Genomic DNA, 23,186 nt, shown 5'->3' with positions numbered 1-23,186 from the left:
AGCGCGTCGCGTCAAATCCGACTCATCCAGCGCGTTCTATTCTTTTGATGTCGCATCGTTTTTGCGCAAAACCGGTTCCCGCTTCTGCGCACGATGCTCCAGGATGGATCGCCATTCAGCGCTGACGGCCCGCACATGATGATTTGCCGCGCTTCCGATGTTCCTATGCTGCACGAAAAACCGCCATTTTTCGGTTCGTCATCCTATGAAAGGCAACCCTTTTCGACGACCGGGCGATCGTCACCCGATAGACCCTTGCCGCCTGATTTTTCCTGCTTGACGGTGCAATAGCGGAACGACTTGGCTAGGATGGCAAGAATCGACAGGTGCAGCGTCGGTGTCGACCAACAGCGAAACAAGAGGATATTCCCAATGCCCAGCCCTGCACTGGCAGCGCTTTCGGCTCTTCCCCAGGCTGATCTGAAGTCCATCTTCACGACCGATCCCGACCGGTTGAGCAAGTTCACCCTGACGCACGGGCCGATCCGCTTCGACTGGTCGAAGACGCACCTGACCGACGAATTGTTCGACGGTTTCCTGAAGCTGGCGGAGGAACAGGGCTTTGCCGCGCAGCGTGACGCCCTGTTCGCGGGCGAGGCGGTGAACAACACGGAAGGGCGCGCCGCCGAACATCCCGCCGAGCGGGGCGAGGGCAATGCGGACAGCGTGGCGCGGGCCAAGATGTTCCATGCGCGGATGCGCGCGCTGATCGATGCGATCGAGGGCGAGGCGCTGGGGCCGATCCGGCACATCCTGCACATCGGCATCGGCGGATCGGCGCTGGGCCCCGACCTGATCATCGACGCCTTGGGCGGGGACGGCGCGCGCTACGATGTCGCGATCGTCTCCAATGTGGACGGCACCGCCATGGAACGGGCGATTTCGCGTTTCGACCCGGAAGCGACGCTGATCGCCGTGGCCTCCAAGACCTTCACCACGACCGAAACCATGCTGAACGCGGCGAGCGCGATCAACTGGATGGTCGAGGCGGGCGTGGAAGACCCTTATGGCCGGGTGATCGCGCTGACGGCGGCGCCGGACCGGGCGATCGAATGGGGCGTGGATGAAACCCGCGTGCTGCCCTTTGCCGAAAGCGTGGGCGGGCGTTATTCGCTGTGGTCGTCCATCGGTTTTCCGGCGGCGCTGGCGTTGGGCTGGGACGCTTTCGAGAGCCTGCTGGAAGGGGCGGCGGCGATGGACCGGCATTTCCGCCTGTCCGATCCCAAGGCCAATGCGCCTTTGATCGCGGCCTTTGTCGACCAATATTATGCACGGGTGCTGGGTTGCCAGACGCGCGCGCTGTTCGCCTATGACGAGCGGTTGCGGCTGCTGCCCTCCTATCTCCAGCAACTGGAAATGGAGAGCAACGGCAAGAGCGTGACGCGGGACGGCCAGCCGGTGGACGGTCCCACGGCGCCGATCACCTGGGGCGGCGTCGGCACGGACGCGCAGCATGCGGTGTTCCAGTTGCTGCACCAGGGTACGATCCTGACGCCGGTCGAATTCATCGCCTCGATCGAGCCGGGCCATGCGCTTGATCCCGCGCATCACCGCGCGCTGCTGGTGAACTGCTTTGCCCAGGGCGCGGCCCTGATGCGGGGCAAGGACAATGCGGCCGATCCGGCACGGGCCTATCCCGGCAATCGTCCTTCGACCACGATCCTGCTGAATGACGTGACGCCGGAGGTGCTGGGCGCCCTCATCGCCTTCTACGAGCATCGGACCTTTGCCAATGCGGTGCTGATGGGGATCAATCCCTTCGACCAGTTCGGGGTGGAACTGGGCAAGGAGATTGCCAGGTCCATCGAGGCGGAGGGGCCGAGGGGGTTCGATCCCTCGACCATGGCGCTGATCGACATCGCGCTGGGCGGTGTTTGACGATCGGGTCTTTCCGGTTTCGGGAAGCAAGAAGCATTTGTAACTCCGCTGGCGAAGCTCCATATGCGGGCCCAGTCCAGCGGAGGGATGAATGAGCAATTACGACTTCGACCTTTTCGTCATCGGTGCGGGATCGGGAGGGGTCAGGGCGTCTCGGGTGGCCGCAGCACATGGCGCAAAGGTCGCCGTGGCCGAGGAATATCGCGTCGGCGGCACCTGCGTCATTCGCGGCTGCGTGCCCAAGAAGCTGCTCATCTATGGCGCGCATTTTGCCGAGGACCTGAAGGATGCGCGGCGTTTCGGCTGGAACGTGCCCGATTGCGGTTTCGAATGGACGACGCTGCGCGACAATGTGCTGGCGGATGTCGACCGGCTGGAGGGGCTCTACAGGAACACGCTCGACAGCCACAAGGTCGAGCTGATCGCGGAACGCGCCACGATCACCGGGCCGCATGGCGTGAAGCTCGCCAGCGGGCGGCAGGTGAGCGCGAAACATATCCTCATTTCCACCGGCGCCTGGCCCATCATTCCCGATATCGAGGGCGCGGAGCATGGCGTGACGTCCAACGAGGTGTTCCATCTGGAGGAATGCCCCAAGCGGATCGTGATCGTCGGCGGCGGCTATATCGCCAATGAATTTGCCGGCATCTTCCACCAGTTCGGCAGCCATGTGACGATCGTCAACCGATCAGGCACGCTGCTGCGCGGCTATGACGAGCAGATCCGCGACCGATTGCTCCAGATCTCGACGATGAAGGGGATTAATTTCCGCTTCAATGCGGAGATGGAGAAGATCGAGAAGAATGAGGACGGCACTTTATGCGTCCGGTTCAGGAACGGCGATCCGGTCGCCTGCGACCTGCTGGTCTTCGCGACCGGGCGCAAGCCGCATGTCGATGGGCTGGGCCTGGAAAATGCCGGGGTCGAGTTGAACGACAAGGGCGCGATCAAGGTCGATGAATATAGCCGCACGAGCTGCGAGAGCATCTATGCGGTGGGCGACGTCACCGACCGGATGCAACTGACGCCGGTGGCGATCCGCGAGGGGCATGCCTTTGCGGACACGGTGTTCGGGGACAATCCGCGCACGGTCGATTACAGCTGCATCCCCTCCGCCGTGTTCAGCCATCCGCCGCTGGCCGGCGTCGGCCTGACCGAAGCGCAGGCGAAGAACAAGCTGGGCACGGTGAAGGTCTACACGTCCGACTTCCGGCCGATGAAGAACGTGCTGGCCGGGCGGGACGAGCGGGCGCTCTACAAGATGGTGGTGGATGCGACGACCAATCGCGTGGTCGGGCTGCACATGATCGGGCCGGATGCGCCGGAGATATTGCAGGCAGCTGCGATTGCGGTGAAGGCGGGCCTTACCAAGCAGCAGTTCGACGACACGGTCGCCCTGCATCCGAGCATGGCCGAGGAACTGGTGCTGCTGAAATAGGATCGGGAGCGGAGGACGGGCTGCCCGGACGGGTTCAGCCCTCCGCCACGAAGGTCAGGACCAGCGCGTCGCGCCAGGCCGGTTGCGCCGGATCGACGCCATGGATCTCAGTGACGCCGTGCAGGATGCGGTGGTCGTCGATCAGTACGGCATCGCCCGCCTGCGCCAGGGTGAATTCGCCCAGCGGCGTGCCGTCTGGAGAGCCGATCCGGGTCACGCCCTCGCCGACATTGCGGCGGTCGACCAGCATCACGAACACCCAGTCCACGCCGTCGCGGTGCATGCCCTCCGGCGTCGGGCGGCCGGCCTCCGCCAGGCTTGCCTCGATGCGGAACTGATGCATTTCGACATGCTGCGGCCCGGCGAGCGGGAAGCTGCGCGCGCAGAAGGCGAAGATGGAACGCATCGCGCCATTGTCGATCGTGGCCTGTTCCACGGGATCGAACCAGCGCTGCACGTCGCCGTTCAGCGGATTATAGTCGCGGCTCTGGAAATGGGGCTGATGCGGTTTGCGCGTGAACCGGCCCTGGTCGTAGGCGAAGGTCGCGTGGCGGCGGCGGCGGTAGCGACCGCCGTCCGCCATGTAGAGGTCGGGACCAAGGTCGTTCCAGCTGCGTACGAGCGCTGCCCAGTGGTCCGCCGCGATCGCGAGCTGTCCGAACAGCCGGGGACCGTCCAGGCGCGCGAAGCCCGCGGCCTCCAGTTGCTGCCGAAGGGCGGTGTCCGCCAATATGTCCGTGTCGCGCATCCATCTTTCCTACCGGAAGGGACGGACGAGCGACAGGGCCAGTTCCCGCATTCAGGATTGCCGCATGTTCCCAGGCTCAGGCGATCGTCGGAACGATCCCGCCCTCCGCCCTTATGGCGGCGCCGTTGGTGACGGCAGCGAGCGGGCTGGCGAGATAGGCGACCATCGATCCGATCTCGTCCGCCTCTATCAAACGGCGGATGAGGGAGAGCGGACGCATCGTCCGGAAGAACTCCGCCTCGCGATCGGCCTCCGGCGCTTCCTTGTTGTCGACTACGGACTGGATGAAATCGACTATCCCTTCCGACCGGGTGGGGCCGGGGAGGACGGAATTGACGGTCACGCCGGTGCCCCGGGTCTGTTCGGCAAGGCCGCGGGCGATGGCGAGCTGGGCCGTCTTGGTCATGCCGTAATGGATCATCTCTCCTGGGATCACCAATGCGCTTTCGCTGGCGATGAAGATGATGCGGCCCCAGTTCCGGTCGAGCATGCGGGGGAAATAATGGCGGGCAAGGCGCGCGCCGCTGACCACATTGACCTCGAAGAAGCGATGCCAGTCCTCATCCGAAATTTCGGTGAAGGGCCTGGCCTCATAGATGCCCAGATTGTTGACGAGGATGTCGATATCGGGCGCGGCCTCGACAAGGGTGGCTGCGCCGGCGGCCGTGGCTGCGTCGGCCAGTATCGGCCGGATCCTGCCCGATTGGGCGAGTTGCGCGGCGGCCTCGTCCAGCTTGTCCTGGTTGCGGCCGGTGATGACGACTTCGACACCTTCTTCGGCAAGGCGTTTGGCTATGGCAAAGCCGATTCCGGCGGTCGATCCGGTGACGAGCGCGGTCTTGCCGCTGAGTTTCAGATCCATGGGGCAACTCCTGTCTTGCGTGGTTGGGCGCAGAGATAGGAGAAGCAGTCATTGATGATTAGAATGATCATCGTCACTATAGAAGTGATTCAGGATCATGAGTGACATATGGATAACCGCTTCGGGGACATAGAGACATTTCTGGCCGTGGCGCAGGAGGGCAGCCTTGCCTCCGCCGCCCGGACATTGCGGCTGACCCCGTCCGCCGTCAGCCGAAGCATCGCGCGGCTGGAGCAGCGTCTTGGCGTCACCTTGCTGCGGCGGACAACGCGATCCCTGGCGCTGACCATGGAAGGCGCGGCCTATCGGGACCGGATGACCGCCCTGATGGCGGAAATGACCGATGTCGAAAGCAGGCTGGGGCAGGAGGACCAGGGACCGCGAGGGCTGTTGCGGGTGAATGCCTCCGTATCCTTCGGCATCCACTGCCTCTTGCCGATCCTGCCCCGGTTTCTGGCGCGGCATCCGGTGGTGACGGTCGATCTGGCGCTATCCGACGCGGTGGTGGACCTGGTGGAGGAGAGGGCCGACATCGCCATCCGGATCGGACCGTTGCGCGACACGCGGTTGCGGGCGAAGAAGCTGGGGCACAGCCGCATGGTGCTGGTCGCCAGTCCCGCCTATCTGGCTGAGCGGGGCACGCCGCGCACGCCCGACGATCTTGAAGGGCATGACTGCCTGCAATTCAGCTTTCGCAGGTCGGTGGACAGCTGGGCGTTCCGGATCGGGGGGCGCACGGTGATGCGGCCGGTACAGGGGCGCTTCTTCGGCAATTCCGGCGAGGTCGTTCGGCAGATGGCGATCGCGGGCGGCGGCATAGCGCGGCACGGGCGGTTCCACGTCGCCGCCGACCTGCGGGAAGGTCGGCTGGTCGAGGTGCTGGGCGATTTCAGCACGGGCGACGGCGAGGATATTCACGCCCTCTATTCCGCTCAGGACCGGCTGGCGGCGCGGCTGAGGGCCTTTCTGGACTTTCTGGAGGAAGAGCTGGAACTGCCGGTTTAGAGCGGGTTTCGATCGGGATTCCCTTTCTTAAGCAGCGATGCCTGGAAATCGCTCTAGCCAATCCAGTAGGGCACGATCTGGCGGTTGTCGGGATCTACGCGGATTGGTCGGTCGGCCGGTGGGAAGGCACGCTGGTCGCAGCTTTGGCGGGGGCAGAGGCGGCAGGTAACGCCTATGGGGGTCGCCGCGCCCTCCACCTCCAGCTGCAGGCCGTCGGCATAGACGAAATTGGCGGCGTGCGCGATTTCGCAGCCCAGCACGACGGCGAAGCGGCGCGGCGTGCGGCTGTAGCTGCCGGAGGGTTTCACCAGCCCCTTCGCCATGGACACATAGCGCACCCCGTCGGGCGTTTCGCCGAGCTGCACGTTGATCCGGTCGGGGACCGCCACCGCTTCATGGACGTTCCAGAGCGGACAGGCGCCGCCGAAGCGGGCGAACTGCAACCGGGTGGCGCTATGGCGCTTGGTGATATTGCCGGCCATGTCGACACGGCAGAAGAAGAAGGGGATGCCCCGCAGGCCGGGCCTTTGCAGCGTCGAGAGGCGATGGCAGGCCTGTTCGAAGCTGACGCCGAAGCGGCGGGCGAGGCGGTCTATGTCATGGCGCACTTCGCGAGCGGCTTCGCGGAAGGGCGCATAGGGCATCAGCAGCGCCCCCGCGGCATAGTTGGCAAGGCCGATGGCGAGCAGGCGGTCCGCGCCGGGGACGGGCAATGCCGCCTTGTTGACGACGTCGGCGATCACGGCCTGCCCCTCCAGCATCGTCAATTGATGGGCGAGCATGAACTTGCGGCTCTCGGTCGGGAGGGCGGCGTTCACGAACAGCCGCTTTTCGCTGCTGGTATAGGAGCGGAGCGCGGAATCCGGCGTTTCCGCGATCAGCGTTTCAATGCCGTGGCGACGGGCGAGCGCCTCCACCAGCATGCCTTCGTCGAGCGTCTGGCCGGCGGTGAAGCTGGCAGCCATGTCCTCCGCCAGGCAGTCCAGGACATGGACGTAATTGCCCGCTTCGTGGAACCAGTCGCGCGCCGCCTCCCAGGGGAGGCGGGCCTGCACCGCATGATCGTTGGCGATGGCCTCCTCGATCATGTTGATGCGTTCATTGGCGCGCATATGGGCGTTGTACAGGTCGACATAGCGCGCCGCGAATTCGGGAAATTGCAGGTGCAGCTTCTCGATCCGTTCAGGCTCCATCGGGACGCCGGGCAGTTCGGGATGGGCAAGGGCGAAGGTGAAGGCGCCAAGAAGCTGCTCCTCCTCCCGGCTGTCGAAGCTGGCCCAGTCGGTGGGAAAGGCGCTGGCGACGGCCGCCTTGACCTTCGCCGTCAGGGGGCGGTCGTCATTCTCAAGCTGACTGAGATAGGATACCGATATGCCGAGCGCATGCGCCATGGTCGACTGGTCCATGCGATGGTCCAGGCGTAGCTGGCGCAGGCGCGGACCTGCGAAGATTCGATTGCCACGAGCCATGGATCGTCCATAATTTGCAAAATCGCGATTTGCAAATTGGCAAAATTGCATTTGCGAAAATGCGGAAAGATTGAAATGGGGCGGACATAGACGTCCGCGACAAGCCGGAGAAAAGCCAGATATGTCGAAGCTCGCCATTATCGAACAGCTCGAAGCCAAGCGGGAGGCCGCCCGTCTGGGTGGCGGACAGCGCCGCATCGACGCGCAACATGCCAAGGGCAAGCTGACCGCGCGAGAACGGCTGGACGTGCTGCTGGACGAGGACAGCTTCGAAGAGCTGGACATGTATGTCGAGCATAACTGCATCGACTTCGGCATGGATGGGCAGCATATCCCCGGCGATGGCGTCGTCACCGGATCGGGCACGATCAACGGCCGGCTGGTTTACGTCTTTTCGCAGGATTTCACCGTCTATGGCGGCGCGGTGTCGGAACGGCACGCGATGAAGATCTGCAAGATCATGGACATGGCGCTGAAGGTCGGTGCCCCTGTCATTGGCCTGAATGACTCGGGCGGCGCGCGCATCCAGGAAGGCGTGGCATCGCTGGCGGGCTATGCGGAGATTTTCCAGCGCAACGTGCTGGCTTCGGGCGTAGTGCCGCAGATCAGCGTGATCATGGGGCCGTGCGCGGGCGGTGCGGTCTATTCGCCTGCCATGACGGACTTCATCTTCATGGTGAAAGACAGCAGCTTCATGTTCGTGACTGGCCCGGACGTGGTCAAGACCGTCACCAACGAGGTGGTGACGCAGGAGGAACTGGGCGGCGCGGTGACGCATACGACCAAGTCCGGCGTGGCGGACGTGGCGTTCGAAAATGACATCGAGGCGTTGCTGGCGGTGCGCGACTTCGTCGATTTCCTGCCGGCGTCCAACAAGGAACCCGTGCCGGAACGGCCGAGTGCGGACCCGTGGGACCGGATCGAGGAAAGCCTGGACACGCTGATCCCGGCCAATGCGAACCAGCCCTATGACATGCATGAGCTGATCCGCAAGGTGGTGGACGAGGGCGATTTCTTCGAGGTGCAGCCGGCGCATGCAGGCAACATCCTCTGCGGCTTCGGGCGGATCGAGGGCAAGACGGTCGGCATCATCGCCAACCAGCCGATGGTGCTGGCGGGTGTGCTGGACATCAACTCGTCCAAGAAGGCCGGGCGGTTCGTGCGCTTCTGCGACGCGTTCGAGATTCCGATCGTCACCTTTGTCGATGTGCCGGGCTTCCTGCCGGGAACGGCGCAGGAGCATAGCGGCATCATCAAGCATGGCGCGAAGCTGCTGTTCGCCTATGCCGAGGCGACCGTGCCGAAGATCACCGTCATCACGCGCAAGGCCTATGGTGGCGCCTATGACGTCATGTCCTCCAAGCATCTGCGCGGCGACCTCAACTATGCCTGGCCGACCGCCGAGATCGCGGTGATGGGCGCGAAGGGCGCGGTGGAGATCATCTTCCGCGGCAAGACGCCGGAAGAGATTGCCGAGAAGACGAAGGAATATGAGGACCGCTTCGCCAATCCCTTCGTGGCGGCGAGCAAGGGCTTCATCGACGAGGTGATCCAGCCGCACTCCACCCGCAAGCGGATCGCTCTGGGCCTGCGCAAGCTGCGCAACAAGAGCCTCGAAAACCCGTGGAAGAAGCACGACAATATTCCGCTCTGAGGAGAGGGCAGTCATGAAACTCGGTCGCTTGAACCATATCGGCGTTGCCACCCCCTCGCTGGAAGCGTCGCTGGCCTATTATCGCGACGTCATGGGCGCGACGCTGACGCACGAGCCGTTCGACCTGCCCGCCCAGGGCGTGAAGGTGTGCTTCGTCGATACGCCGGGCGAAAATGGCACGGCAGGCACACAGATCGAGCTGATCGAGCCTTTGGGCGAGAACAGCCCGATCCACGGCTTCATCGCCAAGAACCCGGCGGGTGGGCAGCATCATATGTGCTATGAAGTGCCCGACATTCATGAAGCCAAGGCCTGGTTCGAAAAGCTGGGCAAGAAGGTGCTCGGCGAACCGCGTATCGGCGCGCATGGGACGCTGATCTTCTTCGTCCACCCCAAGGATATGAACGGGGTGCTCACTGAAATCATGGAAACGCCGAAAGAGGGCGCGCATTGATATGACCGAGAAGCCGACGCTGGACCAGTGGGCCGCCGCCGCCGCCAAGGAGGTGAAGGGCAAGGATCTGAACTGGCATACCCCGGAAGGTATCACGGTGAAGCCGCTCTACACGGCCGAGGACGTGACCGTCGATCCGGGCCTGCCCGGCTTCGCACCGTTCACGCGCGGGGTGCGCGCGTCCATGTATGCGGGGCGCCCCTGGACCATCCGGCAATATGCGGGCTTCTCGACGGCAGAGGAATCCAATGCCTTCTATCGCCGCAATCTGGCGGCGGGGCAGAAGGGCCTCAGCGTCGCCTTCGACCTTGCCACCCATCGCGGCTATGACAGCGACCATCCCCGCGTAGTCGGCGACGTGGGCAAGGCTGGCGTGGCGATCGACACGATCGAGGACATGAAGATCCTGTTCGACGGCATTCCGCTCGACCAGATGTCGGTTTCCATGACCATGAACGGCGCGGTGATCCCGATCCTCGCCTTCTTCATCGTCGCGGGCGAGGAGCAGGGGGTCGAGCGCAAGCTGCTCGACGGGACCATCCAGAACGACATCCTCAAGGAGTTCATGGTCCGCAACACCTATATCTACCCGCCTGAACCGAGCATGCGGATCATTTCGGACATTTTCGGCTATACCAGCCGCGAGATGCCCAAGTTCAACAGCATCTCCATCTCCGGCTATCATATGCAGGAAGCCGGGGCGACGCAGGTGCAGGAACTGGCCTTCACCATCGCGGATGGTGCGGAATATGTGCGCTATGGCGTGGCTTCGGGCCTCGACATCGACAAGTTCGCGGGGCGTTTGAGCTTCTTCTTCGCCATCGGCATGAACTTCTTCATGGAGATCTCCAAGCTGCGCGCTGCCCGCGTGCTGTGGCATCGGGTCATGACGAAGCTGGGCGCGAAGGACGAGCGCAGCAAGATGCTGCGCACCCATTGCCAGACGTCGGGCGTGTCGCTGACCGAGCAGGATCCCTATAACAACGTCATGCGCACCACCATCGAGGCGATGGCGGCGATGCTGGGCGGCACGCAGTCGCTGCACACCAATGCGCTGGACGAGGCGATCGCGCTGCCGACGGATTTTTCGGCCCGCATCGCGCGCAACACGCAGATCGTCATCCAGGAAGAGACCGGCATGTGCAATGTCGTCGATCCGCTGGGCGGCAGCTATTATATCGAGAGCCTGACCCAGCAACTGGTCGACGCGGCGCAGGAGATCATCGACCGCGTCGAGGCCGAGGGCGGCATGGCGAAGGCCGTGGGCGCCGGCTGGCCCAAGGCGATGATCGAGACCGCCGCCGCCGCCCGTCAGGCGCGGGTCGACCTGGGCGAGGACGTGATCGTCGGCGTCAACAAATATCGCCTGGCGAACGAGGACCTGCTGGAAACGCTGGAGGTCGACAACACCAAGGTTCGCGAGGCGCAGATCGCGCGCATCAACCGGGTGAAGGCGGAGCGCGACGAGGCTGCGTGTCAGGCCGCGCTGGATGCGCTGCGTGCAGCGGCGGCCGGGCCGCAGTCGATCGAGAACAACCTCCTTGCCCATGCGGTCGAAGCGGCGCGGGCGCGTGCCACGCTGGGCGAAATCTCCTCCGCCATGGAGGACAGCTTCAATCGTTACGGCACGGTGCCAACGCCGGTGAAGGGCGTCTATGCCGAGCCTTATGCGCAGGACAGCCGCTGGAAACAGGTACTTGACGGGGTGCAGGCCGTCGAGCGGCGCCTCGGTCGCAAGCCGAAGATCCTTATCGCCAAGATGGGGCAGGACGGCCATGACCGGGGCGCCAACGTGATCGCTTCCGCCTTTGGGGACATGGGTTTCGACATCGTGTCGGGTCCGCTGTTCCAGACGCCGGAGGAAACGGTGGTGCTGGCGCTCGACAGCGGCGTCGATGTGGTGGGGGCTTCGTCGCTGGCCGCGGGGCACAAGACGCTGATCCCCGAACTCATCCGGCAGCTTCGGGAAAAGGGTCGGAACGACATCAAAGTGATCGCGGGCGGGGTCATTCCGCCGCAGGATTATGACTTCCTCCGTGACGCGGGCGTTCAGGGGATTTATGGACCGGGCTCCAACGTCGTGGAATGCGCCGCAGATGTGCTGCGCCTCCTCGGCCACAACATGCCCCCGGCGGGGCTGGAGGAAGCCGCATAATGACACCCACTGCCAAAGTCCTTGGCCGCACTGACTGGACCCGCGACGAGATCGCCGCGCTGTTCGACCTGCCCTTCAACGACCTGATGTTCGAGGCGCAGTCGATCCACCGGGCGAATTTTCCGCGCAATGAAGTGCAGTTGTCGACCCTGCTGTCGATCAAGACGGGCGGCTGTCCGGAGGATTGCGGCTATTGCAGCCAGTCGACCGAGGCGGAAAGCGGCCTCAAGGCCACCAAGCTGATGGACGTGCAGGCCGTGCTCCAGGCGGCGGCGCAGGCCAAGGACCATGGTTCGGGCCGTTTCTGCATGGGCGCTGCGTGGCGCAATCCCAAGGAACGGGACATGCCCAAGCTCATCGAGATGGTGAAGGGCGTTCGCCAGATGGGCATGGAAACCTGCATGACGCTGGGCATGCTGTCGTCGACCCAGGCGAAGCAGCTCGCGGATGCGGGGCTGGATTATTATAATCACAATATCGACACTTCGCCGGAAAATTACGCCAACGTCATCACCACCCGGACCTTCGAGGACCGGATCGAGACGCTGGAAAATGTGCGCGATGCAGGCATCAATGTGTGCTGCGGCGGGATCGTCGGCATGGGCGAGACGCGGAGCGACCGGATCGGCTTCCTGCATGCCCTGGCCACCATGCCCCACCCTGAGAGCGTGCCGATCAATGCGCTGGTTCCCGTCGAGGGTACGGTGTTGGGCGACATGCTGAAGGACACGCCGCTCGCGAAGATCGACGAGGTGGAGTTCGTCCGCACCGTCGCCGTGGCGCGTATCGTCATGCCGCAGTCGATGGTGCGGCTCTCGGCAGGTCGCGAAAGCATGAGCGAGGCGTGTCAGGCGCTGTGCTTCATGGCGGGCGCGAACAGCATCTTCACCGGCGACAAGCTGCTGACGGCGGCGAACGCTGGCGACGACAAGGATAGTGCGCTGCTTTCCAAGCTTGGGCTTACGCCGATGATGGCGCAGCCGCATGGGCATCTGGAAGCGGCGGAGTGAGAAAGAGGCTGCCGCTGTTAATCGGCGGCTTCTTCATCTTCATCCTTGTCCTTTGGACTATCCAGACAATCGTTTTCCTTAGAGATCATACATAAAGAGCGGAAGCCGAGGACATAGATGGCAATCACCAAGATCCTGATCGCGAACCGTGGCGAAATTGCGTGCCGCGTCATCCGTACGGCGCGGAAGATGGGCATCAAGACCGTGGCGGTCTATTCGGATGCGGACGCGCGCAGTCCCCATGTGCTGATGGCGGATGAGGCGGTGCATCTCGGCCCGCCGCCTGCTGCCCAGTCCTATCTGCTGGCCGACAAGATTATCGAAGCCTGCAAGGCGACCGGCGCGGACGCGGTGCATCCGGGCTATGGCTTCCTTTCCGAGCGTGAGAGCTTCCGCAAGGCGCTCGACGCTGAGGGCATCATCTTCGTGGGGCCGCCTGCCAATGCCATCGCCGCGATGGGCGACAAGATCGAGTCCAAGAAACTCGCCAAGGCCGCGGGCGTCAATGTGGTTCCGGGCTATGTCGGCGTGATCGAGGATACGGAGCATGCCGTCCTCATCTCCAACGAGATCGGCTATCCGGTGATGATGAAGGCTTCGGCCGGCGGTGGTGGCAAGGGCATGCGCCTTGCCTATAGCGAGCAGGACGTGCGCGAGGGCTTTGAGGCGACCAAGCGTGAAGGTCTCAACAGCTTTGGCGATGATCGCGTGTTCATCGAGAAGTTCATCGAAAGCCCGCGCCATATCGAAATCCAGATACTGGGCGATCAGCACGGCAATATCGTCTACCTCAACGAACGCGAATGTTCGATCCAGCGCCGCCACCAGAAGGTGGTGGAGGAAGCGCCTTCGCCCTTCGTCAGCCCCGAAATGCGCAGGAAGATGGGCGAGCAGTGCGTCGCCCTGGCCCGCGCGGTCGGCTATTTCAGCGCGGGTACGGTCGAACTGATCGTGTCGGGCGCGGACAAGACCGGCGACGGATTCTACTTCCTGGAGATGAACACCCGCCTGCAGGTGGAGCATCCGGTCACGGAAGAAATCACCGGCCTTGACCTGGTCGAGCAGATGATCCGCGTCGCCAATGGCGAGGAACTGTCCTTCCGCCAGGAGGATGTGAAGATCAACGGCTGGGCGATCGAGAACCGCGTCTATGCGGAGGATCCCTATCGCGGCTTCCTGCCTTCGACCGGCCGCCTGATCCGCTACAATCCGCCTGAAACGGGTGCGGACGAAACGGGCGCGCTGGTGCGCGTGGATGACGGCGTGGTCGAAGGCGGCGAGGTCAGCATGTTCTACGACCCGATGATCGCCAAGCTGATCACCTGGGCGCCGACCCGTCTGGAGGCCATCGACAAGCAGATCGCGGCGCTGGACCTGTTCGAGATCGAGGGGCCGGGGCACAATATCGACTTCGTCTCCGCGCTGATGCAGCATGAACGCTTCCGTTCGGGCAACATCACCACCGGCTTCATCGCGGAGGAATATCCGGAGGGGTTCACCGGCGCGCCGGCTTCCGAAACGCTGCTGAAGCGCCTGTCGGCCATCGGCGCCTTCGCCGCCATGGCGCAGGCGGACCGGGCGCGGCGGATCGACGGGCAGTTGGGCAAGCGCCTGTCTCCGCCGACCGATTGGCAGGTGAAGATCGGTGACGCGATCCACGATGTCGTGATCAACGGCGATGACGTCACGGTCGACGGCGAAGCCATGGAACTGGCGCTGGAATATACGCCCGGCGACCGGCTGATCGAGGCGGAGTTCGGCGAGGAGCAACTGGCGGTGAAGATTGCGCCGGTGCGGTCGGGCTTTGTGCTGACCGTCCATGGCGCCAGCCACAAGCTGCGCATCCTGCCCGCCCATGCGGCGGTGCATGCCCGGCACATGATCGAGAAGATCCCGCCAGACCTGTCGCGTTTCCTGATCTGTCCGATGCCCGGCCTTCTGGTCGCGCTGAACGTCCGGGAAGGGGACAAGGTCGAGGCTGGCCAGCCGCTTGCCGTGATCGAGGCGATGAAGATGGAGAATATCCTGCGCGCGCAGAAGGCGGGCGTGATCAAGAGCGTGTCCGCCGCGCAGGGCGAAAGCCTGCCGGTGGATGCGATCATCCTGGAACTGGAATAATCGGGCGGCGCCAAGGGAAAGTCGGGATGCGCCTCTCGACTTTTCCGCCGCCGGCATTGCGAGCGATCGGTTCCGATCGCTTGGAAATCGCTCTGGATTTCTTGCTTTCCGCGATTTCTTAACCAGCGATCGGTTCCGATCGCTTGGAAATCGCTCTAGCATGACCGCATGCATGTGAACCACGATTCCGGGGCGGTGGCCGCCGACCCCATCGGCTTCGACGATTTCCTGAAGGTGGACATCCGCGTCGGCACCATCGTTTCGGCAGAAGCTTATCCGGAGGCGCGCAAGCCCGCCTACAAGCTGCTGATAGATTTCGGGGCTTCCATCGGGCTGAAGAAATCAAGCGCGCAGATCACCGAAAATTATGCGGTCGAGGAACTGGCGGGCCGGCAGGTTGCGGCGGTCGTCAATTTTCCGCCGCGGCAGATCGGGAAATTCATGTCCGAGGTGCTGACTTTGGGTTTCGCGGATGAGGCGGGAGCGGTGATGCTGTTCGCGCCCGACCGGGTGGTGCCGAACGGGTCTCGCCTGTTCTGATCGGTAGGGCATAACCGGCCGGGGCAGATGCGCTGCCGATGCCGATCGCGCTTGCAGGGGTTCGGTGCGGCGGTAGAACGGGCGCAGGGAAATCGCGCAGTCGAACGGGGGTGGAATGAGGGACGATGCGGCCGACGCCGACTATGTGATGGACGCAAGGCGCGACCGGCTGGTAATCACCGCGTCGGCGCTCGGCACATTATTCGAATGGTATGATTTCTACATCTACGGCGTGCTGGCTCCGATCATCGGCAGGACATTCTTCCCGACCGACAATCCGACCGTCGAACTGCTCTATTCTCTCGCGGGGTTCGCCGTCGGCTTCGGCTTCAGGCCGCTGGGCGCCGTGTTGTTCGGCTATCTGGGCGACAGGCTGGGGCGGAAATATACCTTCCTGGCGACGATCATGCTGATGGGGGCAGCAACGGCGGGGGTCGGGCTGACGCCTTCGGCCGCAAGCATTGGCATTGCCGCGCCGATCATCCTCATCATGCTGCGCATCGCGCAGGGACTGGCGCTTGGCGGCGAATATGGCGGCGCCGCCATCTATGTCGCCGAACATGCGCCCCCGCGCCGGCGCGGTTTTTACACCAGCTTCATCCAGGCCGGCGTGATCGGCGGCTTCATCCTTTCCCTGATCGTCGTGATCGGCACGCAATGGATCGTCGGCAAGGCGGTATGGGACGATTGGGGATGGCGGCTGCCCTTCATCTTCTCGCTGGCGTTGCTGGCGATTTCGCTCTGGATGCGGCTGATGCTGCGCGAAAGCCCGGTGTTCGTGGCGATGAAGGCGGGGGGCGCGCAATCCCGCAACCCGCTGAAGGAAGCCTTCACCTATCCCGGCAACAAGCGGCGGATGCTGGTGGCGATGATCGGGATCGCGGCGGGCTTTACCGTCATCGCCTATACGGTGATGTTCCAGGCGCTCTATTTCCTTCAGAACGGGCTGCATGTCGCATCCGGCATGGCGCAGCTCCTCGTTGGCGGCAGTGCTTTTGCGGGCGTGGCGGCGTTTATTTTCTTCGGCTGGCTGTCCGACCGGGTGGGCCGGAAAAAGCCCATCGTCATCGGCTATGCGCTGGTCCTGCTGCTGCTGATGCCGCTTTATCATTTCATGGGCAGAACGGCCAATCCCGCCCTCTATCAGGCGGCGCAGCGCGCGCCGGTGGTCGTGAGCGGGCCTGATTGCAGCTTCGACCCCTTCGCCAAGGTTCAGCCAACCGCCTGCGGCAAGTTGCTCGATCATTTTTCCAAGCGCGGCATCCCGTATGAAAAGCGCGAGGCCGCGGTATCCTCCGTCAGCATCGGTGCGGCGAGTGTCGCCGATATCAGCGCGCAAGGGCTGGATGCGGCGCTGCATGACGCGGGCTATGCCTCCGCGCCCGTGACGCCGGACTGGCCCCGCGCCATGCTGCTTTTCATGGCCCTGTTGCTGCTCTGGACGCTGTCGGGGGCGACCTATGGGCCGGTGGCGGCGTTGCTGTCGGAATATTTTCCGGCGCGGATACGCTATAGCTCGCTGTCTATCCCCTATCATATCGGGACCGGCTATTTCGGCGGGTTCCTGCCGCTGGTCAGCCAGTATATCGTGGCGCGGACGGGGGATCCCTATGCCGGGCTGTGGTATACGATGGCGGTGGTGGCGGCGGCGCTGTTGACCTGCATCATCGCCCTGCCGGAAACGCGCGGGGCACGGATGGATGCCTGATCCCTCGACGCTGGCGTCGCGCAGCGCTATCGGACAGGCGATGGCTGATTTTTCTGCACCGCTGCGCCTGCGCCTGGATGGCGACGCCCTGCTTGCCAATTGGCGCTGGTTGAAGCGGCTGGGCGGCGCAGCGGCATGCGGGGCAGCGATCAAGGCCAATGGATATGGGCTGGGCAGCACGGCGGTCATGCGGCGCTTGCTGGAAGCGGGGTGCCGGGATTTCTTCGTATCCAACTGGGCCGAGGCGGCCGTGCTGGAGCCGTTGGTCGGCGAGGGCGTGTCGCTTTCCGTGCTGCATGGCGTGCGGGAGGAGGACATGACCGTTGCGCTGGCCTCCCGCGCCAGGCCGGTGCTGTGCACGGAAGGGCAGATTGCCCGATGGAGAGCGGCGGACGGCGGGCCGTGCGACGTCATGGTCGACACGGGCATGAACCGGCTGGGGCTGGATTGGCGGGGCGATGTGTCAGCGCAAGTTGCGCGGATGGACATTGTGACGCTGCACAGCCATCTGGCCTCCGCCGACGAGGATACGCCGCTCAGCCAGGACCAGCTCGAACGGTTTTCAGCGCTGCGGAGCCAGGTGAAGGCGGCGCGCTACAGCCTGGCGAACAGCGCGGGGATCTGCCTGGGCGCGGCCTATGCCTTTGATATGACGCGGCCGGGAATAGCGCTCTATGGCGGAGTGCCGCGAGAGGAGGCCGCCGGACATATCAGGCAGGTGGTCTTTCCCGAGGCCCAGGTGCTGCAACGCCGTCGCGTCCGGACTGGCGATACGATCGGCTATAATGCGACCCATCGGGCAGCGACGGAGATGGAGATCGCGGTGGTGAACCTGGGCTATGCGGACGGATATCTGCGCGGATTTTCCGGGCGGGGTTCCATGGCCGTGGGCGACAAAAGCCTGCCGGTGGTGGGGCGGGTGTCGATGGACTTGACCGCTGTCGACGTGTCCGCATTGCCCGACATTGCGGAGGGGGATTGGCTGGGCGTCGATTATGCGCTGGTGGAGGCGGCGGCAGTTTCCGGCTTGTCGCAATATGAGTTGCTGACCGGCCTTGGCGCGCGCTTCGATCGGATCTGGCGCTGACATGAAAAGGGCCGCCGATCCGCAAGGGGATCGGCGGCCCAGCCATTATTCCATCACTGGCTCAGGGCCGTTCGACGCACATGGCGACGCCCATGCCGCCGCCGATGCAGAGGGTCGCAAGGCCCTTCTTCGCGTCGCGCTTCTGCATCTCGTAGAGCAGGGTGGTGAGAACGCGGGCGCCGGACGCGCCGATCGGATGGCCGATGGCGATCGCCCCGCCGTTCACATTGACCTTTTCAGCATCCCAGCCCAGTTCCTGGCCGACGGCCAGCGCCTGCGCGGCGAAGGCTTCGTTGGCTTCGATGAGATCGAGATCCGCGAGCGACCAGCCAGCCTTGGCCAGCGCCTGGCGGCTTGCCGGGGCCGGGCCGATGCCCATGACCGAGGGATCGACGCCGCAGGTCGCGAAACCGGCGATGCGCGCCAGGACGGGCGCGTTGCGCCTTGCCGCTTCGTCGGCGCTCATCAGCACGAGGGCGGCGGCGCCGTCGTTGATGCCGCTGGCATTGGCGGCGGTGACGGTACCGTCCTTCTTGAATGCGGGACGCAGGGCCTGCATCGCATCCAGCGTGGCACCGGCGCGGATATATTCGTCGGCGTCGACGATGGTGTCGCCCTTGCGTCCCTTGACGGTCACGGCGGCAATCTCATCCTGGAAGCGGCCCGATGCGCGGGCGGCCTCCGCCTTGTTCTGGCTGCTGACGGCGAATGCGTCCTGCGCTTCGCGGCTGATCTGATATTTTTCGGCCAGGTTTTCGGCCGTGATGCCCATATGATAATTGTTGAAGGCGTCGGTCAGGCCGTCATGCGTCATCGTGTCGATGAAGGAGATCGGTCCCATTTTCGCGCCGGCGCGCAGATATTGGGCGTGCGGCGCGAGGGACATGCTTTCCTGGCCGCCCGCGACCATGATGCGCGCATCGCCCGCCCGGATCGCCTGTGCCGCCAGGGCAACGGCGCGCAGGCCCGAACCGCAGAGCTGGTTGAGGCCGATGGCGGTCCGCTCGACCGGGATGCCGGCGTTGACGGCGGCCTGACGGGCGGGGTTCTGGCCCTGGCCGGCGGTCAGCACCTGGCCCAGGATGACTTCGTCCACTTCCTCCGGCGCGACGCCGGCCTGTGCAAGTGCCGCGACGATGGCGGTGCGGCCCAGTTCATGCGCAGGAGTCGATCCGAACGCGCCCATGAAGCTGCCGACGGCGGTACGCTTGGCAGCGGTGATGACGATGTCTGACAAAGTCTGATCCTCAATTCCAGGGGGTGATGTTTTCGCGGCTGCACATATCATCATCCGCCATGGCTGGAAAGCCATTGGGACAGCGGCTCCCACAGCAATGCCCGGGCCGCGCCGCCCACGATCATGCCGACATGGCCAAGCATCAAGCTTATGTTCTCTGCCATCTGTGGCGCGGCGGCGGCGGGGACGATGCGGTCGGTTGTGGAACGGATCGAAAGCGTGGGACAGGAGAGCCGGCCGGGATCGATCGCCAGCCCGTCGACATGCCATTCGCCCCGCCCGCTCGCATTCGCAGCGTAGAACCCCTCGAAAAGATCACGACCCGCAGCAAAGCTGAGCGGCGGGCCGCCATTGGCCCAGTCCTCCACCGCGAGAAAGGCCTGTTCTTCATGAGAATGGGGCGCCATGTCGGCGAAGGCGGCATATTTGCGAATCGTCCGGCCAGGATCCATCGCCCAGAAGCCGGATTGCAGCACCTCCATCGGTACATAGCCCAGTCGCTCGCACATCGGCCTGGAGCTCTGCCAGAGCGACCCGATCTCCTGAAGTTCGGCGGCCGGGAAGCCGTCGAAATTCCAAGGGGCCGCGATCGTCGCCAGCGCCCGTGCCGGTTGCAGTGCCGCTGCGGCGATCGCCAGATTTCCACCAAGGCAATATCCGACGATGATCGGTGTTCGCTGCAGGCTGCCCAGCATCGGCAGCAGGCGCTCCGTCACGTGCCGGTCGAGGCCCAGCGCGCCATCGTCCGCGGCCGGCGTGCCCCAGTCGACCAGATAGGCATCATGTCCTGCTGCAGCCATGTGGCGCAGCATGGAGCGGCTGGCCGAGAGGTCCAGCACCTGCGGCGGGTTGATCAGCGAAGGCACGAACACCACCGGATGGCGCCCGTTTTCCGTCCCATATCGAAGCAGCCTGGCGCTGCCCGCGCGGGCGACGACGGGAACCGGAGCGGGCGGGGGAGGGCGGTCAGCCTCCTGATATCTCCGCAAGCCCTGGAAAGCCCGTTTGCGCAGTTCGGCATCGCTCTCCGTTTCGCGCCATAAAATATTGAGAAAAAGGGGTAAGGGCCGCGGTCCATGTTGCGGCGCGGCATTCGCTTGTGCTATTGCGGAAAATACAGGTGTGGGAGAGGTATCCATGGCCAAATCTAAGACCGCGAACGAATCCGAACCGGTCGTTATCAAGAAGTACGCTAACAGGCGGCTCTATAACACAGAAACGTCGAGCTACATCACGCTGGATCTTTTGTCGCAGATGACTCGTGAGGGGCGCGAGTTCGTTGTCGTCGATGCGAAGACCGGAGAGGACATCACGCATAATGTCCTGACGCAGATCATCATGGAGGAGGAGCAGAGGGGCAAGAACATGCTGCCCGTCAACTTCCTGCGCCAGTTGATCGCCATGTACGGCGATTCCATGCAATCCATGGTGCCGCAATATCTGGAAGCGTCGATGGACGCGTTCCGCAAGAACCAGCAGCAATTTCAGGAAGCCATGAAGGGCGCCTTCGGAGGAGGCCCGCTGGCCGAGATCGCCAAGCGCAACATGCAGATGTTCGAAGCGGCGGCGAGCGCCTTTGGCACCGGCATGCCGGGGATGCCCGGAATGCCGGGCATGACGGCGCCTGCGCCGGCAACGGCTGCCGATGAGAGCAAGGATGACGAGATTGCCCAGCTCAAGGCGCAACTGGCGGCGCTGAATGCGAAGATCGACAAGCTGAGTTGAGATCTTGGCAAAGGCCGACAGACTTGAGCGACTGGACGTCCGTCGCGAGGAAATGGAAGCGGAGTATCGTGACGCGCTGATCGCGGCGCTCCGCGAGACGGCAAGCGGCCGCTGGGGCTTGTTCGGCCATAATGACGATCGCTGGGCGCGGGCAAATGCCCAGCCGGCGATCGATCGCCTGGAAGAGCTGGCCGACGACATCGATCGGCTTCGCAGCCAATTGAGCCTCGACGTCTTCGCACTGCACCGGGAATTTCTGGCGGCTCGAGGCAAGCCCGCTGCCGATGCCGTCGGCGAACCCAAACAAGCGAAGGCCTGGCTGGAACAATTGGGCGCGGGCGCCTGATCCGGGATTGCTTGCTCGCCTGACATCCGCCTCTTCTGCGGGTCGCCCTGCTCTTCTGGGGGTCGACATTGGCGGCGCGGTTCGCCTATGGCGCGCCATCCACTCGAATTTAAGGTCGATCCCGTGAAGCACGCCCTTTCCGTTACCCGCGATCAGGATTTCGCCGCCTGGTATCAGGCCGTCATTTCCGAAGCCGACATGGCCGAGGAAAGCGGCGTGCGCGGGTGCATGGTCATCCGGCCATGGGGTTATGGCATATGGGAACGGATGCAGAAGCTGCTGGACGAGCGCATCAAGGCGACCGGCCACGAAAACTGCTATTTTCCGCTGTTCATCCCGCTTTCCTATTTCGAGAAGGAGGCGGAGCATGTCGACGGCTTTGCCAAGGAAATGGCGGTCGTCACGCATCACCGGCTGATCCAGAAGGACGGGAAGATGATCCCGGACCCCGAAGCCAGGCTGGAGGAGCCGCTGGTGGTTCGCCCGACTTCGGAGACGGTGATCGGCGCGGCATTTTCCCGCTGGGTGCAGAGCTGGCGCGATTTGCCGGTGCTGATCAACCAATGGGCCAATGTCGTCCGCTGGGAAATGCGCACCCGCATGTTCCTGCGCACCGCCGAATTCCTCTGGCAGGAGGGGCATACGGCGCATGCCACCGTCGATGAGGCGATGGAAGAGACGCTCAAGATGCTGGAAGTCTATCGCAGCTTTGCCGAAGAATGCGTCGCCTTGCCCGTGATTGCGGGCGAGAAGCCGGAAAATGAGCGCTTTCCCGGTGCCGTGGCGACCTATTCCATCGAGGCGATGATGCAGGACGGAAAGGCGTTGCAGGCGGGAACGTCGCATTTCCTGGGCACGACCTTCTCATCGGCGCAGAACATCAAGTTCCAGAATGCCGAGGGGCAGCAGGAACTGGCGCAGACGACAAGCTGGGGCGTTTCCACGCGGATGATCGGCGGGCTGATCATGGTGCATGGCGACGATGACGGGCTGCGCGTGCCACCGCGGGTGGCGCCCTATCAGATCGTCGTCGTGCCCATGCTGCGCGATACGGACGAGGATGCGGCGATCCTGGAATATTGCAGCAATCTGGTGACGGAACTCAACAAGCAGGATGTGTTCCGCGAACCGGTGCGCGCGCTGCTGGACCGGCGGCCCGCCAAGGCCGCGAACAAGCGCTGGAGCTGGGTCAAGAAGGGCGCGCCGATCGTGATCGAGGTCGGCGGTCGTGACATGGCGGGTGGCAATGTGTCCGTCATTCGGCGTGATCGGCTCTATCGTGAGGATGGGAAGCTCGATAGCCGGATCGTGGCCAAGGATGATTTCCTGGGCAGTGTGGCCGGGATGATCGAGGAGATCCAGCAGACGCTGTTCGCGGACGCGCAGGCGCGGCTGCTGGGGAATATCGACAAGTCGGTGACGTCGCTCGATGGGCTCAAGGCCTATTTCGGGGCGAGCAGGAAGCCGGGTTGGGCGCTGGTGCAGTGGGCCAAGCCGACCGGGGCTGCGCTCGACAAGGTGGTTGAGTGGTTGAAGGGCGAGAAGCTGACGCTGCGCAATATTCCCTCTGATGCGGAAGCGGCCGACGGCGTTTGCGTGTTTACCGGCGAGAAGGCGGTGGAGCGGGTGCTGGTGGGGCGCAGCTACTGACTTTTAATCGGTAGGTGAAGTCGGGACCGGTCCCGACTTCACGTGATTGACAGAGGCGTCTGAATAACATGCACCATGTTCCTGCGCAGGCAGGAACATGGT

19 protein-coding genes are annotated in these 23,186 nt (G+C 63.8%); 14 read left to right on the top strand and 5 right to left on the bottom strand.

Annotated elements, in window-relative coordinates; translation table 11 throughout:
* Positions 1-372 precede the first annotated feature (372 nt).
* Positions 373-1,878 (top strand): glucose-6-phosphate isomerase, encoded by a 1,506-nt coding sequence (gene pgi / locus MRBLMC3_RS03240; protein ID WP_363754283.1) that lies wholly within the window; start codon positions 373-375, stop codon positions 1,876-1,878.
* A 91-nt stretch (positions 1,879-1,969) separates the two neighbouring features.
* Positions 1,970-3,316: a glutathione-disulfide reductase gene (gene gor / locus MRBLMC3_RS03235; protein WP_363754281.1), complete on the top strand. Its 1,347-nt coding sequence runs from the start codon at positions 1,970-1,972 to the stop codon at positions 3,314-3,316.
* Between the two features lie 34 nt (positions 3,317-3,350).
* Here gor and MRBLMC3_RS03230 read toward each other — a convergent pair whose 3' ends face one another.
* The gene (locus tag MRBLMC3_RS03230; protein ID WP_363825760.1) at positions 3,351-4,064 is read right to left on the bottom strand and encodes a 2OG-Fe dioxygenase family protein; all 714 of its coding nucleotides are present in this window, start codon (positions 4,062-4,064) and stop codon (positions 3,351-3,353) included.
* Between the two features lie 76 nt (positions 4,065-4,140).
* Entirely contained in the window at positions 4,141-4,926 is a 786-nt protein-coding gene (locus MRBLMC3_RS03225) for an SDR family NAD(P)-dependent oxidoreductase (RefSeq protein ID WP_363825758.1), read from the bottom strand.
* Positions 4,927-5,034: 108 nt separating this feature from the next.
* Here MRBLMC3_RS03225 and MRBLMC3_RS03220 point away from each other — a divergent pair, with 108 nt between their 5' ends.
* The gene (locus MRBLMC3_RS03220) at positions 5,035-5,931 is read left to right on the top strand and encodes a LysR family transcriptional regulator (RefSeq protein WP_363825755.1); all 897 of its coding nucleotides are present in this window, start codon (positions 5,035-5,037) and stop codon (positions 5,929-5,931) included.
* A 53-nt stretch (positions 5,932-5,984) separates the two neighbouring features.
* On the opposite strand, the gene MRBLMC3_RS03215 is transcribed toward MRBLMC3_RS03220, so the two are convergent.
* Positions 5,985-7,400, bottom strand: coding sequence for a helix-turn-helix domain-containing protein (locus MRBLMC3_RS03215; RefSeq protein ID WP_363734794.1), 1,416 nt, complete (start codon positions 7,398-7,400; stop codon positions 5,985-5,987).
* 121 nt (positions 7,401-7,521) lie between these two features.
* Between MRBLMC3_RS03215 and MRBLMC3_RS03210 the strand changes: the two genes are divergently transcribed.
* The 8 genes from MRBLMC3_RS03210 (at position 7,522) to alr (ending at position 18,126) form a co-directional block, all read left to right on the top strand.
* Positions 7,522-9,054 (top strand): acyl-CoA carboxylase subunit beta, encoded by a 1,533-nt coding sequence (locus MRBLMC3_RS03210; protein WP_133652036.1) that lies wholly within the window; start codon positions 7,522-7,524, stop codon positions 9,052-9,054.
* A 13-nt stretch (positions 9,055-9,067) separates the two neighbouring features.
* Entirely contained in the window at positions 9,068-9,508 is a 441-nt protein-coding gene (gene mce, locus MRBLMC3_RS03205; protein ID WP_363734795.1) for a methylmalonyl-CoA epimerase, read from the top strand.
* Position 9,509: 1 nt separating this feature from the next.
* Positions 9,510-11,663, top strand: a complete 2,154-nt coding sequence (gene scpA / locus MRBLMC3_RS03200; RefSeq protein WP_363825752.1) for a methylmalonyl-CoA mutase — start codon at positions 9,510-9,512, stop codon at positions 11,661-11,663.
* Entirely contained in the window at positions 11,663-12,673 is a 1,011-nt protein-coding gene (bioB, locus tag MRBLMC3_RS03195; RefSeq protein WP_363754273.1) for a biotin synthase BioB, read from the top strand. Before scpA ends, bioB begins: the two co-directional genes overlap by 1 nt.
* Before the next feature lie 117 nt (positions 12,674-12,790).
* The gene (locus MRBLMC3_RS03190; protein WP_363825749.1) at positions 12,791-14,791 is read left to right on the top strand and encodes an acetyl/propionyl/methylcrotonyl-CoA carboxylase subunit alpha; all 2,001 of its coding nucleotides are present in this window, start codon (positions 12,791-12,793) and stop codon (positions 14,789-14,791) included.
* A gap of 168 nt (positions 14,792-14,959) precedes the next feature.
* Entirely contained in the window at positions 14,960-15,331 is a 372-nt protein-coding gene (locus MRBLMC3_RS03185; protein ID WP_363825747.1) for a tRNA-binding protein, read from the top strand.
* Between the two features lie 115 nt (positions 15,332-15,446).
* Positions 15,447-17,039, top strand: coding sequence for an MFS transporter (locus tag MRBLMC3_RS03180; protein WP_363825744.1), 1,593 nt, complete (start codon positions 15,447-15,449; stop codon positions 17,037-17,039).
* Between the two features lie 40 nt (positions 17,040-17,079).
* A complete protein-coding gene (alr, locus tag MRBLMC3_RS03175; protein ID WP_363826625.1) occupies positions 17,080-18,126 on the top strand; it encodes an alanine racemase in 1,047 nt (348 codons plus the stop codon).
* 61 nt (positions 18,127-18,187) lie between these two features.
* On the opposite strand, the gene MRBLMC3_RS03170 is transcribed toward alr, so the two are convergent.
* On the bottom strand, positions 18,188-19,363 hold the full coding sequence (locus MRBLMC3_RS03170; RefSeq protein ID WP_363825741.1) for an acetyl-CoA C-acetyltransferase: 1,176 nt from the start codon (positions 19,361-19,363) through the stop codon (positions 18,188-18,190).
* A gap of 50 nt (positions 19,364-19,413) precedes the next feature.
* Positions 19,414-20,502, bottom strand: a complete 1,089-nt coding sequence (locus MRBLMC3_RS03165) for an alpha/beta hydrolase (protein WP_363825738.1) — start codon at positions 20,500-20,502, stop codon at positions 19,414-19,416.
* On the opposite strand from MRBLMC3_RS03165, the gene phaR reads away from it, so the two are divergent.
* The 3 genes from phaR to proS all read left to right on the top strand — a co-directional run bounded on the left by phaR (position 20,501) and on the right by proS (position 23,084).
* On the top strand, positions 20,501-21,088 hold the full coding sequence (gene phaR, locus MRBLMC3_RS03160) for a polyhydroxyalkanoate synthesis repressor PhaR (protein WP_363734802.1): 588 nt from the start codon (positions 20,501-20,503) through the stop codon (positions 21,086-21,088). The two genes, MRBLMC3_RS03165 and phaR, sit on opposite strands and share 2 nt — an antisense overlap.
* A gap of 4 nt (positions 21,089-21,092) precedes the next feature.
* Positions 21,093-21,434 carry a hypothetical protein gene (locus MRBLMC3_RS03155; protein WP_363734803.1) on the top strand — a complete coding sequence of 114 codons (342 nt, stop codon included), beginning with the start codon at positions 21,093-21,095 and terminating at the stop codon, positions 21,432-21,434.
* 123 nt (positions 21,435-21,557) lie between these two features.
* Positions 21,558-23,084 carry a proline--tRNA ligase gene (gene proS, locus MRBLMC3_RS03150; RefSeq protein ID WP_363734804.1) on the top strand — a complete coding sequence of 509 codons (1,527 nt, stop codon included), beginning with the start codon at positions 21,558-21,560 and terminating at the stop codon, positions 23,082-23,084.
* The last annotated feature ends 102 nt before the right edge of the window (positions 23,085-23,186 follow it).

It is taken from the genome of Sphingobium sp. LMC3-1-1.1 (assembly GCF_040676285.1).
Classification (GTDB): domain Bacteria; phylum Pseudomonadota; class Alphaproteobacteria; order Sphingomonadales; family Sphingomonadaceae; genus Sphingobium.
Note: the sequence above shows the minus strand (reverse complement) of the source record. Positions and strands in the feature narration are given on the sequence as shown.